This window comes from Xanthobacter sediminis (assembly GCF_043195015.1).
Taxonomy (GTDB): domain Bacteria; phylum Pseudomonadota; class Alphaproteobacteria; order Rhizobiales; family Xanthobacteraceae; genus Xanthobacter.
In genome coordinates, this window is the sequence record NZ_JBAFWH010000012.1 from 1 (window position 1) to 12,512 (window position 12,512).

Sequence of the window (12,512 nt, forward strand, 5' to 3'; positions counted from 1 at the left end):
TGCGTCAGCCGCGGGCGCGGCATCGGCGGAGAAGGTCGTGGCAACGAATTCCGGTGCGGCCGGAAGAGATTCCGCCCAGCCCTGCGCGGGGGGCGCCGCATCGGGGGTGAAGCCTGTGGCCATGACGTCTGGCGCAGCCGGAAGGGCTTCCGTCTCGTACGGCATGGCGGGACCGCCGACAAAGCCGGCGTCGGGCGCGGTTTCGGAGATGACGTACGCGGCTTCGAACGTCGGCGCCGCCTGGAAGAAGGTGTTCTCGCCTTGCGTGATGAGGTCGGACTCCAGGGGCGCGGCGAAGCCAGTGTCATCGGCCGGCGCGGCATCGGGGGGAAGGTCTGCCATGGGGGCGGGCTCTGCCGGCGCCCAGCCGGCCGCCTCCGCCCCGGTGGGCGTAGCCTCGACCGCGAGCGGATCGCCGCCGAAAGGCGCGGCCTCGGCGGGAGCCAGGGCGATCCACGGGGCCGGCGCCGCAGCGTCAGAGTCCGCGGGCGACGGGGCCGGCAGGGGCTGAGCTTCGTCCATGAAGGTAGGTGCGGACGAGGCTTCGTTGTACGCGGGCGCCATTCCGGCGGCCGGGAACGCGCCGTCCATCCATGCGCCCATGGCGCCGGCGGGCTGGACGGGCATCGGTTCGAAATGGCCGGCGCCGGCGGGCGCGGCCGGGGCCTCGATCTCCACGGGCGTGAAGGCGGACGGCGGGGAAGCCATGGGCTCGGGTTCCGCGACAGGCTCGGGCAGGGGCGCGAAAGCGGTGTCAGCGCTATCTGCCGGGAAGCCCGGCGCCTCGGCGTGCGGAGCGTCGAGGGCGGGTTCCTGGATATCGTGCCACGAGAGCACGGTTTCCACCCCGTTCTCGTCCACGCTCCAGCCTTCCGCGTGATGGGCGGTGAGCGGCATACCTGCCGCGCCGTCGCCCTGGGCGCTCTCGCGCGCGGCGCGCAGGGCCGGAAGGTCGGCGAACGCCTGCTCCAGCGCCGCGAGGTCCGCCCTCACGCTCGGCAGCGCGGGTGCGTCGTCCTGGACGTCGAGCGGCATCTCCAGGAAATGCCAGGATGCCCCCGCCGTGCCGTAGCTGGGCAGGGCCTGATCGTCGCTGGTGGCCTGGTCGCCAGCCTGGGGCTGCGGCTCTTCCCGCGGCCGCAGCAGATGGTCCGGGGTCCGGGTGAAGCGGGTGTTCTGGTCGAGCGTGAAGGGCCGCAGCCAGCTCGGCACGAAATCGGCGTTGATCCAGCTATGGACCGTGGAGGCACCGGGAGAATCGAAGGCGGCCTCCTCATCCTCCGAAACCAGGAGCGAGGGGAAATTCACCATTCTCGGGGGCTGGTTCGAAGAGGACATCGGCGCAATTCCAGGGCTACGCGGTACGCTTCAAGGCATAGGCCGGCGACCTTAAAAGGAGGTTTCGCACCCTGGCCTGGGGCCGCCCGCCGCGGGCGGATTCCTGTGCATGGTGCTGGCGGCGGGCGCTCTTTTCCGCTCTAAGGCACAGTGAAAAGGCACAAATGGCAGGCGCTCGCGGGCCCGTGGCCGGGGAGGCGCCGGCCGCACGGGGGCAAGGGTCCGCGCATCCATGGCTTCAGCATCCGTCTGCATCATCGGCGCCGGCCCGGCCGGGCTCATGGCGGCCGATCGCCTGTCCGCCGCCGGGCTCGCCGTGTCCGTGCACGAGCGCATGCCCGCGCCGGCGCGCAAGTTCCTGATGGCCGGGCGCGGCGGGCTCAACCTCACCCATTCGGAGCCGTTCGCGCGCTTCCTCTCGCGCTACGGGCCCGAAGCCGCGCGGCTGGAGCCGGCGCTGCGGGCCTTCACGCCGCAGGATCTGCGCGCCTTCGCTGAAGCCCTGGGCGAGCCCACCTTCGTGGGCACCAGCGGCCGGGTCTTTCCCAAGAGCTTCAAGGCCAGCCCGCTGCTGCGCGCGTGGCTCCGCCGGCTGGCGGCACAGGGTGTTTCACTCCATCTGCGGCACGAATGGCTGGGGTGGGATGCGGCGGGCCGCCTGCGGTTCGGCACCCCGGAAGGGGAGATCACCCGCGCGCCGGAGGCCACGCTGCTCGCCCTCGGCGGCGCCTCCTGGCCCCGGCTGGGCGCCGATGGCGGCTGGGCGCCGCTGCTGCGCGCGCGGGGCGTGGTGGTGGCGCCGTTCGCCCCTGCCAACATGGGGCTGCGCGTTTCGTGGTCGGAGCCGTTCCGCGCCCGCTTCGCCGGCACGCCGCTGAAGCGCATCGCGCTGGCCTGCGGCATGGCGCACGCCCGGGGCGAGGCGGTGGTGACCGAGGCGGGGCTGGAAGGCGGCGCCATCTATGCGGTGTCACGGGCGGTGCGGGAGGCGCTGGGCACGGGGGAGGCCACCCTATGCCTCGACCTGCGGCCGGATCTCGACACGGCGGCGCTCGCCGCCCGCCTCGCCGCCGCGCCGTCCAGGCTTTCCTTCGCCAATGTGCTGCGCAAGGCGGCCGGCCTTTCCCCGGTGGCGGCTGGCCTGCTGCGGGAAGCGCTGGGCGCCGCCCGCCCGGCCGGGCCGCGGGCGCTCGCCGAGGCCATCAAGGCGGTGCCCCTGGCAGTGGCGGGGGTGGAGGACCTCTCCCGCGCCATCTCCAGTGCCGGCGGCCTCGCCTGGGCGGAGGTGGGGCCCGATTTCCAGCTGAAGCGGCTGCCGGGGGTGTTCGCGGCGGGGGAGATGCTGGATTGGGAGGCGCCCACCGGCGGCTACCTGCTGCAGGCCTGCTTCTCCACCGGCCGCGCCGCCGCGGAGGGGATACGCGCTGCCCTCGGAGCGCATTCGGCGAATACCGGCTCGCCGGACATGATCTGACCCCATCGGAGCGGGCCTTCGGCCGGGGGCGGCGGAATTTCGCCCAAGCACCGCGCGGGCGTGACCAAAGGCCCGTGAGAAAAGCTCATGGGGGCATTGGTACCAGCCGTCATTCCGCCGCGACTTCGGCTGCGAAACAGCTGCGGACTGCTCCTGGATTTGCTCCAGAACATTTCCAAGCGCTGTGGATGCCGGAGCGATTGCCCTGAGCCAGGGTCAGCAGAAAAGGCTCTAGATCCTTGGTTCGTCGCAATTCCGCATGCAAAGCCCCTGCGCACTCTTGCTGGATTTGCCCTAGCCGCTGAAGCCGCCGGCATCGAGATAGGCCTGCTCCTGAGGTGTCATCGCCCGGCCCAGGATGGGGTTGCGGTGGGGAAAGCGGCCGAAGCGGGCGATGGCCTCCTGGTGGAGGAGGGCGTAGGCGAGGCCGTCGGTGTCGCCCGCCGCGCGGTAAAGCGCCACGCACCGGGCCTGGCAGGCCGTGTTCTCTGCATGCATGAACGGCAGGTAGAAAAAGCCGCGCAGGCGGGGCGGCGTGTTCACCTCGGGCGCGGCGTCGAAGCCCCGCGCCACCGCGTGCTCCGCGTGAGCGAGGGCCGTGCTGTCGGTGGCAAAGGCGGCCGGCGTGCCGCGAAACACGTTGCGCGGTACCTGATCGAGCAGGATCAGCAGCGCCGCGGCGCCTTCGGGCGTCGCGGCCCAGGTGTCCAGCCTCCCGGCGGCAGCGTCCCGGTGGGCCGGCAGCAGGCGCGCGCGCACCTCAGCGTCGAAGGCCGGTTCGCCGCCGAACCAGCGTTCGCGCCCTGCCGCGCGCCACCAGGAGAGGATGGCGCCGGGCGTGTCCATGGCGCGCGCGCTCACCGGGCCATCCCTGGCGGGGCGAGGGGATTGTCGGTGAGGGCGGCGCGGTCGGGCGTGTCCACCTGCGGCACGCCGAGGAAGGCATTGAATAGGCGCTCGATCACCTCGGGGGCGAGATCGCGCACGATCATCACCAGCCGGGTGCGGTGGTCGTCGTCGGGCCAGGCGGGAAGGCGCGCGGGCGGGTGCAGCACATGCTGCACGGCGTGCAGCACCACCGGCGCGCTCTCGTCCTCCTTCACCTTCACGATGCCCTTGAGCCGCAGCAGGCTGGCGCCGTGGGTGGCGCGCAGCAGCTCCAGGAACAGGTCCAGGGTCGCGGCGGGAATGGCGGCATCGGTGGCGAGGGTGAAGGCGCGGATGCGCCCGTCGTGGTGGTGGGGCGCGGGCCCGCCCGGCGCGGCCTGCGCGGCCGCCACCGCCTCGTCGGCAAGCCAGCGGGCCACATCCGGCGTCTTGGCGGAGGGGTCGTAGAGCCCGGCGCCGAGCAGCGTGTCGGCGGAAGCGTCCGATGCCTCCACCACCACCGCGCCGGGGGCGAGGCGGGCGAGGCGCGCGCGCAAGGCGTCGAGCTTCGCGCTGTCCTCGGGGGTGGCAAGAAGGTCGGTCTTTGCGAGCACGAGGCGGTCGGCCATGGCCGCCTGCTTCACCGCTTCCTCATGGGCGTCGAGCGTGGCTTCGCCGTTCACGGCATCGATGACGCAGACGAGCCCGTCCAGCCGGTAGCGCAGGGCGAGATAGGGGTGGGTCATCAGCGTGTGCAGCACGGGGGCGGGATCGGCGAGGCCGGTGGTCTCGATGACGACGCGGCTGAAGGGCGGCAGGCGGTCGTTGTCGCGGCCGCGCAGAAGATCCTCCAGCGCCGCCACGAGGTCGCCGCGCACGGTGCAGCACAGGCAACCGGAAGAGAGCATGACGATGCCCTCCTCCACCGGCCGCACGAACAGGTGGTCGAGCCCGATCTCGCCGAACTCGTTGATGAGCACCGCGGTGTCCGCCAGCGCCGGGTCGGCGAGCAGGCGGTTGAGCAGCGTGGTCTTGCCTGCGCCCAGGAAGCCGGTGAGCACGGTGACCGGAATGGGCGGCGGCGGGCCGCGGCGGCGCACGGCGGTATCTTCGGTGGCAGGATCAGGCATGGCCGCAGGCTAGAGCGTTTCCCCGTTCCATGGAATCAGGGAAACGCTCCGGATTTTCGCGACGGCCGTTTTCACCATGCGAACCGCCCTTCGCCTCGCTCGAAAACGTTGCAGCCCATGCTGCCTGCCGCGCATCCGGCTTGGTACGGGACGATGCGTCATGGCGCTGGGCATACCGCTCCGGTTGCCGGGGCGGGCGCGATGGGGCGGGGATGCGGGGTCTCCCGCATGCCGCCTCGCCTCGGCCGATATGGCGCAGTGCTGAGTTCGTGGCTGAAGGCGCCCCATGCCGGAGGCGATGGGCCGCGCTGCGCCGGATCGGCGGCGGGTGCAGCCCCGCGCGCCGAACGCTCACGACCGGCGTTCCGGCTATTCGTCCGCCTGGGCAGGGGCGGCGGAGCCGGCGTCGAGGTCGGGGCGCGGCATGGCCAGGGGCTTGGGGGAGAGCTTCGGCGCCGGCGTGGCAGAAGCCGTCTGCGGCTTGGCGCCCGTGGCCTTCTTGCCATCGGTGCCCGTGGCGGCGCTGGTGCCGTTCGGCTTCTTGGCATTCGGCTTGGCGGCGGTGGGCTTCGGGTCGGTGCTCGCGGCCTTGGCATCGGGCTTGGCGCCCGCCGGCTTCTTAGAGCCGTTGGCGACGGCCGCGGGCTTCTTGGGAGTCTCTTCGGCCGGATAGGCGGAATCAAGATCCTGCTGCAAGCCGCGGGTGCCCACGTAGACCGGCACCGGAGGCATGGAGGGCGGCAGGGACTGGAGCAGGTCTGCGCCCGAGCGCGGCATGGTGGGATTGCCCGCCGCCAGCGCGAAGGAGATGGCCCGGCTGCTGATGCCCGGTGCGTCCTCGTCCGCCTCGGAGGCGGTCACCGCGCGCTTGCCGCCGCAGACATAGGGCTTCATGTCGAACGGCTCGCCGCCGGTGTTCTGGATGGCCGAGAGCGTGGGTGCGGCGCTCCCGAAGATGCCCCAGGAGGACTGGAAGCCCTTTTCGAACAGCATGGCCGCCTCTTCCGCGCGCACGGTACCGGAGCGCGCGCCCAGCACCACGGCGATGAGGCGCTTGCCGCCGCGGGTGGCGGTGGCCACCAGATTATAGCCGGAGCCGCAGACGAAGCCGGTCTTCATGCCGTCGGCGCCGGGGTAGCGGTCGATCAGGCGGTTGTAATTGCGCAGCACGCTCTTGCCGAGCTTGATGGCCGGGATGCGGAACAGCATCTCGTGCTCGGGGAAGTGGTAGATCAGCGCCCGCGCCAGCAGGGCGAGGTCGCGGGCGGTGGAGATCTGCCCCGGGTCCGGCAGGCCGTTGGGGTTGGAATAATGGGTGCCGCTCATGCCCAGGTGGGCGGCGGTGGCGTTCATCTCGTCCACGAAGGCGGGCATGGAGCCGCCCACGCCCTCCGCCACCACCATGGCCATGTCGTTGGCCGATTTCACCAGCACCATCTTCAGGGCGTTGTCGAGCGTCACCACGGTGCCCGGCTTGAAGCCCATTTTGGAGGGTTGCTGGGAGGCCGCGAAGGCGGAGACGGTAAGCGGCGAATCCATGCGCAGGCGGCCGTTCTTGACCGCGTTCAACGCCACATAGACCGTCATCAGCTTGGTGACGGAGGCCTGGTACCAGGGCTTGCCGGCGTCCTGCTGCTCCAGCACGCGGCCGGTGTCGGCCTCCACCAGCAGGATGGGATTGGCGCGTGCCGCGCCCGCGGCGAGCGACGCTGCCACAAGGCCCGCGACCAGAAGGCGCGCGCCTGCGAGGGGCGCGCTCACGAAGGACGCGGCCTTGTGGGATGCGGCCAGAAGGGATTTCGAGCGCGCCAAGCTGTTCCGCTCCTCGTGTTGGAAGGAGGCCCCCGCCTGAATGCCCCTTTCCTAGCCGGTTTCGCAATCGCGGGAAAGTCGAAACCGAGGCTGTGCGCTGCGGCGGGTGCTGAAATCGCCGCGCGCGGGCCTTGAGCGCTGCCACATTCTTGCCGAATTCTGGCGTGTCCGCGTGAAATCTTGAGTGGCGGACCCTCAGGCTTCGGCCGCGGGGGCCTCGGGCCGGGCCGCGCCGGCCATGAACTGGGCCCGCGCCAGGGCGGCGAAGCGCCCGCCCTGGGCCACCAGCGCGTCGAAGCTGCCGTCCTCCACCACCCGCCCATGCTCGAACACCAGGATGCGGTCCGCATTGCGCACGGTGGCGAGGCGATGGGCGATGACGAAAGTGGTGCGGCCCTTCATCACCTCGTCCAGCGCGGCCTGCACCTTGGCCTCGGTGGCGGCGTCGAGGGCGCTGGTGGCCTCGTCCAGGATCAGGATGGGCGGGTTCTTCAGCAGCGCGCGGGCGATGGAGAGGCGCTGGCGCTCGCCGCCGGAAAGGGCGCGCCCGCGCTCGCCAACCACCGCCTTCAGGCCGAGCGGGTTGCGCTCCACCAGCTCCAGCGCCTGGGCGCGGGCGAGGGCCTCGCGCAGCTCTGCCTCGGTGGCGTCGGGCTTGCCCACGCGCAGATTGTCCTCGATGGAGCGGTTGAACAGCAGCGGCTCCTGGAACACCACGCCGATGTTCTTGCGCAGGGAGGAGAGGGTGGCCTCGCGGATGTCCATGCCGTCGATGCGGATGGTGCCCGACTGCGGATCGAACACCCGGTGCAGCAGCGCGAGGGCGGTGGACTTGCCGGCCCCGGTGGTGCCCACGAAGGCGAAGGTCTGCCCCGGCGCGGCATGGAAGGAGACATCCTCCACCGCCGGCCTTTTCCCGTCGTAGGAGAAGGAGACGTCGTCGAACGTCACGTCGCCCTTCACGCTGGGGAGAGGCCGCGCGCCCGGCCGGTCGCGCACGGCGCCCACGGTGTCCAGCACCTCGAAGAACTGGGCGAGGCGCGGGGCGGAGAGCATCATGCGGTTGAAGAAGCTCACCGTGTAGTCCAGCCGACCGATCAGCATGTTGGCGAAGGCCACGTAGGTGACGATCTCGCCGATGCCGGCGAGGCCGTGCAGGTAGAGCCAGGTGCCGATGAGCAGAATGGCGAGGATGGTGAGGGTGGTGGCCGCCCGCGTGGCCATGGAGACCACCGCCCACCAGGAGAGCACGGGGATCTGCACCTGCAGCACCCGGTTCACGGTGTCCTTCAGGCCGCCCACCTCCGCCTCGATGCGGGTGTAGCTCTGGATCACCGCCACGTTGCCGAGGGCGTCGGAGGTCTGCTCGGCGAGGTCGGAATTATATTCCTCCACCTGGCGCTGCATGGTCTCCGTGCGGCGGATGACATAGGCGGTGACGACGCCGAACACCGCCATCAGCACGATCAGCACCAGCCCCAGCCGCCAGTTGATCCAGATGCCCACGGGCACCAGCACCACCAGCGAGAAGATGGCTGCGCAATCGTCGCGGAAGAAGGAGAGCCACAGGCCCCACAGGGCGTCCACGCCCTCCAGCATCACCTTCAAGAGGCGGCCGGAATGGGTCTCGCCATGAAAGGCGAGGGGGAGCTGGAGCACGTGCTCGAAATATTGCGTCAGCACCCCGAGCCGGCGGCGGTGGGAAAGCCGGTCGGCATGGAGCGAGATGGTGACGCCCGCGCCGATGTTGAACAGGCCGAAGGCCACCCACGCCGCGAGCAGGGGCGTCAGCTCCGCGAAGGTGGGCATGCGGGCGGCGGCCTGGGCGCCGGCGAGCGCCTCGATGATGTGGCCGAAGAGGATGGGCTCGGCGAACTGCGCCATGGCCAGCAGCAGATTCGCGATGGCGAGCGCGGCGCCCATCCGCGCCTGCGGTCCGAGCAGAGAGATGGTGCGCAGATAGACGCGGATCATGTTCATGGCGGCCCCCGGCAGCTTGGGCGCTACATGAGCCGACGGCCGCCCCGCGCGCAAGCACTGCGGCCGCCCCTTCTTCCCCGCAGTCCACGTTCGGATCCTGAGCCGGAGATTGACGACCGGGCCCCGCGCCCCTATAAGCGGCGCCAACTCAGGCGGCTGCGGCGGCCGGAGCCCAGTGGGTTTTTGCGTGCCGTCCCCGCACTGCGAGGAGTCACCTCAGGCGCAAGCCGTCCCGAGCTGGGCGCCGACCTCTTGGCCGCAATGACCCGCTACGACCCAGAATTCGGAGAAGAGACCCGTGAAGCGCACCTATCAACCCAGCAAGCTCGTGCGCAGCCGTCGGCACGGCTTCCGTGCGCGCATGGCGACCCGCAACGGCCGCAAGATCATCGCCTCCCGCCGCGCGCACGGCCGCAAGCGCCTGTCCGCCTGACGGCGGGCCAGAGCGGAGCCCGGCCGATCGTGGATCAGCTCCGCAAGCGGCGTGATTTCCTGGCCGCAGCGAAGGCGGAACGCGCAGGCGTCTCCGCCTTTCTTCTGCAGGGTCGGGATCGCGGCGACGGCGGTACCGTCCGAATCGGCTACACGGTCACCAAGAAGACCGGCAATGCGGTGGTGCGCAATCGCATCCGCCGCCGCTTGCGCGAGGTGGCTCGGCAAGTAGTACCGCAGGCGGGGCGGATCGGCTACGATTACGTGCTGGTCGCCCGCGAGCAGGCCCTTTCCGCGCCTTTCGGCAGTCTTCTGAGCGATCTCGGCAAGGCCCTGCGCAAGCTGCACGACCCCGCCCGCGCCGGGCGCCCGGCCAGTGTGCGCCGGGGGCCGAAGCCCTCTGGTGGGCCCAAGGCGGGTCACGCCCCGAGGGCGCACGAAGGCGCCGAAGGCGGCGCGGGTTCCCGTTCGCCATCCCTGTCCGGCCCTGCCGATGCGCCGCCCGGCGGATCGCCGCAGGCGCGCGTATCCGGGCCGCAGGCGCTTGCGCCCGGCAGGGGCAGCGCCCCACATGGCGATTCGGGAAACTGTTCCGATCCCCACATCAGTTCCGACCCCCAGGCGCCATCCGCCGACGGAGGCCATTCGGCATGAGCGACAACCGCAACATGATCATCGCTATCGCATTGTCGGTGGCGATTCTCCTCGGCTGGCAGTTTTTCTTCGGCATGCCCCAGGCGGAGCGGCAGCGGCAGGCCGCCGAGCAGCAGCGCATCGCCGCCCAGCATGAAGCACAGAAGGCCGAGGGCGCGACCCCGGCTTCCGGTGCCGCGCCGGCGCCGGGAGCCCTGCCGGGCCCCGTGCCCCAGGCTAGCGGCGCGCCGGGCGTCACCAAGCCCATGAGCCGCGAGCAGGCGGTGGACGCCACGCCGCGCGCCCTCATCGAGACCCCGCGCCTGAAGGGCTCGATCTCGCTCAAGGGGGGGCGCGTCGACGACCTCTTGCTCACCGAGTACCACGAGACCGTGGACCCCAAGAGCCCGAACATCGTGCTGCTCTCGCCGTCGGGTGCGCCCAACCCGTTCTACGCGGAGTTCGGCTGGGCCTCGGCCGCCGGGGCCGGCGTGAAGGTGCCGGGACCCGACACGCTGTGGACCTCCGCCGGCGGTGCGCTGACGCCCCAGGCGCCCCTGGTGCTGACCTGGGACAATGGTGACGGTCTCACCTTCCGCCGCACCTTCACGGTGGACGACCACTATATGTTCGCGGTGAAGGACGAGGTGGACAACAAGACCACCAACGCCATCACCCTCTATCCCTATGCCCTGGTCTCGCGCCATGGCGTGCCGCACACCGCCGGCTTCTACATCCTGCACGAGGGCCTCATCGGCGTGCTCGGCGACAACGGCCTGCAGGAGGTGACCTACGCCAAGATGGACAAGGAGAAGCCGCAGACCTTCTCCGCCACCGGCGGCTGGCTCGGCATCACCGACAAATACTGGGCGGCGACCGTCATTCCCGAACAGAACGTGAAGTTCGACGCCAAGTTCTCCAGCGCCATGCTGGGCGGTGTGCAGACCTTCCAGACCGACTTCCTCGCCGCCCCCAAGACGGTGGAGCCGGGCGGCAGCATCGCCTCCCGCTCGCAGCTGTTCGCGGGCGCCAAGGTGGTGCAGGTGGTGGACGGCTACCAGAAGACCTACGGCATCGACCGCTTCGACCTGCTCATCGACTGGGGCTGGTTCTACTTCATCACCAAGCCTTTGTTCCTGGCGCTGGACTGGATCTACAAGCTGGTCGGGAACTTCGGCGTCGCCATTCTCATCGTGACGGTGATCCTGAAGGGCATCTTCTTCCCGCTGGCCAACAAGTCCTACGCGTCCATGGCCAAGATGAAGGCCGTGCAGCCCGAGCTCACCGCCATCCGCGAGCGCTACGCCGACGACAAGGCCCGGCAGCAGCAGGCGATGATGGAGCTGTACAAGAAGGAGAAGATCAACCCGGTGGCGGGCTGCCTGCCCATCCTTATCCAGATCCCGGTGTTCTTCGCCCTCTACAAGGTGCTGTTCGTGACCATCGAGATGCGGCACGCGCCCTTCTTCGGCTGGATCCGCGACCTCTCCGCGCCCGACCCCACCACCGTCTTCAATCTGTTCGGCCTCATTCCGTGGGATCCGGGCTCGGTTCCGGTGCTCGGTGCCTATCTGATGCTGGGCGCGTGGCCCATCATCATGGGCATCACCATGTGGGTGCAGATGAAGCTGAACCCGGCCCCGCCGGACCCGACCCAGCAGGTCATCTTCAACTGGATGCCCGTCATCTTCACCTTCATGCTCGCGCACTTCGCGGCTGGCCTGGTGATCTACTGGGCGTGGAACAACACCCTCTCGGTGGCGCAGCAGGCGCTCATCATGAAGCGCAACGGCGTGAAGATCGAGCTGTGGGACAACATCAAGGGCGCCTTCAAGAAGAAGGCGCCGGCCAAGGGCTGAGCCCGCCCACGGGGGCCTTGCGGGGCCCCCGGTTTTCTCCGCTCAAGACACGAACGGCGGCCGATGCGAATCGGCCGCCGTTCGTGCTTCAGAGCGGCGCGAGACATCTGGCGATGTCCGCATGGCCCCCCGCGCGCCGCGGCATGAACGCATGAGGCCTTGCGGGCGCGACGGGGGTCGGCGGGTCTTCAGGCGCCTGCGGCCAGCACGGCGTCCGCCGCCTCGACGAAGCCGGCGCCGCCGGGACCGGTGGTGATCCAGGCGGGCGGCTGCGGGATCTCATGGAGATAGCGCGTGACCGTGCTCACGCCCACCGCATGGGGGAAGGCCGCGAACATGGGCGCATCGTTGACGGAATCGCCCACGTAGAGCACCGCCGTCCGCGCGGCCGCCGCGTCGAGGCCATAAGCCGCAGCCAGGAAGCGTTCGGCTGCGGCCAGCTTGTCATAGCCGCCGAGCCAGCCGAGCACCCAGAGATTGTTGACCGTCGTGTCCGCCCCTTCCGCCCGGAGCGCTGCCACGATGGCGGCCCGGACGACGGCATCGTCCGGCTGCCGGAAGGCGATGCTGGTGAGGCGGAATGGCTGGTCTTCCGCAAACACGGCGCCGGTGGCGGCGCTCACCCGCGCGGCGATCTGCTTCAGACGCTGCTGCGTCGCCGCCTGCTGCTCCGCTCCGTGCCAGAACGTGCGCTCCAGGCCGTGCCCGGCGGGGGCGCGGCGGAAAAAGACGCCGCCGTTCTCGCCGATGACGCCATCCACCGGCCACATCCGGGCCATCTGGTCGCACCAGCCGGCCGGCGCCGCGGTGACGGGAATGACGATGACGCCGGCGGCCTGCAGGCGCTCCAGCGCGTCATAGGTGCGCGCGCCCAGGCGTCCGTTGAAGGTGAGCGTCTCGTCCATGTCGGTGAGCACGAAGCGGACCTTCTGGAAGGTGTCGTGCCGGGCCTCGCTCAGGGGGCGCATCCGCCGTGCTCCGGTAGCC

Annotated in this window: 9 protein-coding genes and 1 pseudogene; 4 read left to right on the forward strand and 6 right to left on the reverse strand. The window is 70.5% G+C overall.

Features of this window, described 5'->3' with window-relative positions; genetic code table 11:
* Positions 1–1,212, reverse strand: a pseudogene (locus V5F61_RS15675) (hypothetical protein); the annotation flags it as partial.
* A 358-nt stretch (positions 1,213–1,570) separates the two neighbouring features.
* Between V5F61_RS15675 and V5F61_RS15680 the strand changes: the two are divergent.
* A complete protein-coding gene (locus V5F61_RS15680) occupies positions 1,571–2,812 on the forward strand; it encodes a BaiN/RdsA family NAD(P)/FAD-dependent oxidoreductase (protein WP_393989410.1) in 1,242 nt (413 codons plus the stop codon).
* Positions 2,813–3,106: 294 nt separating this feature from the next.
* Here V5F61_RS15680 and V5F61_RS15685 read toward each other — a convergent pair whose 3' ends face one another.
* From V5F61_RS15685 to V5F61_RS15700, 4 genes are all read right to left on the reverse strand, one after another.
* Positions 3,107–3,658: a DUF924 family protein gene (locus V5F61_RS15685; protein ID WP_393989517.1), complete on the reverse strand. Its 552-nt coding sequence runs from the start codon at positions 3,656–3,658 to the stop codon at positions 3,107–3,109.
* 11 nt (positions 3,659–3,669) lie between these two features.
* On the reverse strand, positions 3,670–4,809 hold the full coding sequence (locus tag V5F61_RS15690; RefSeq protein WP_393989411.1) for a CobW family GTP-binding protein: 1,140 nt from the start codon (positions 4,807–4,809) through the stop codon (positions 3,670–3,672).
* A 369-nt stretch (positions 4,810–5,178) separates the two neighbouring features.
* Positions 5,179–6,621: a D-alanyl-D-alanine carboxypeptidase family protein gene (locus V5F61_RS15695; RefSeq protein WP_393989412.1), complete on the reverse strand. Its 1,443-nt coding sequence runs from the start codon at positions 6,619–6,621 to the stop codon at positions 5,179–5,181.
* Between the two features lie 195 nt (positions 6,622–6,816).
* Entirely contained in the window at positions 6,817–8,601 is a 1,785-nt protein-coding gene (locus V5F61_RS15700) for a glucan ABC transporter ATP-binding protein/ permease (RefSeq protein WP_393989413.1), read from the reverse strand.
* Between the two features lie 298 nt (positions 8,602–8,899).
* On the opposite strand from V5F61_RS15700, the gene rpmH reads away from it, so the two are divergent.
* Genes rpmH through yidC form a run of 3 tightly spaced genes read left to right on the forward strand, consistent with a single transcriptional unit; the run spans position 8,900 to position 11,525 of the window.
* A complete protein-coding gene (gene rpmH / locus V5F61_RS15705) occupies positions 8,900–9,034 on the forward strand; it encodes a 50S ribosomal protein L34 (RefSeq protein ID WP_393989414.1) in 135 nt (44 codons plus the stop codon).
* A gap of 29 nt (positions 9,035–9,063) precedes the next feature.
* Positions 9,064–9,687: a ribonuclease P protein component gene (gene rnpA / locus V5F61_RS15710; protein WP_393989415.1), complete on the forward strand. Its 624-nt coding sequence runs from the start codon at positions 9,064–9,066 to the stop codon at positions 9,685–9,687.
* Complete coding sequence (gene yidC, locus V5F61_RS15715) at positions 9,684–11,525, forward strand: membrane protein insertase YidC (protein ID WP_393989416.1); 1,842 nt, start codon at positions 9,684–9,686, stop codon at positions 11,523–11,525. Before rnpA ends, yidC begins: the two co-directional genes overlap by 4 nt.
* 188 nt (positions 11,526–11,713) lie before the next feature.
* Here yidC and V5F61_RS15720 read toward each other — a convergent pair whose 3' ends face one another.
* Positions 11,714–12,493, reverse strand: a complete 780-nt coding sequence (locus V5F61_RS15720) for an HAD family hydrolase (protein WP_393989417.1) — start codon at positions 12,491–12,493, stop codon at positions 11,714–11,716.
* Positions 12,494–12,512 lie beyond the last annotated feature (19 nt).